Below are 272 nucleotides of genomic sequence, written 5' to 3' on the forward strand. Positions count from 1 at the left end.
CTCCAAGGGAGATCAACGCAACGATCACGAACGCCAGCACCACAGTTTGGCCGGTGGCCGCCCTCAGCAGCATTCCAACGATGACGGCGCCGATCCAGATGCCTACCCCGGACGGCCAAAGGACCAACGGGGAACGCCATGCCCGCAGGGCTATCCATCCGATCGCGGCACCCGCCAGGAACGGCCAAGCCGTCGTGAAGGCACCCCCAATAATGTCGCCGCGAGCATGGGCTTCGCGGCCGATGGCGGCGAAGGCAAGGATCAGCAGGAGG

Annotated in this window: 1 protein-coding gene; it reads right to left on the minus strand. The window is 65.4% G+C overall.

Going from position 1 to position 272, the window contains the following annotated elements; translation table 11 throughout:
- The coding region (locus SB679_RS24285; RefSeq protein ID WP_410704814.1) for a DUF3054 domain-containing protein at positions 1-272 on the minus strand (272 nt) is incomplete at both ends.

This window comes from Chryseobacterium sp. SIMBA_029 (genome assembly GCF_046535275.1).
Classification (GTDB): Bacteria; Bacteroidota; Bacteroidia; order Flavobacteriales; family Weeksellaceae; genus Chryseobacterium.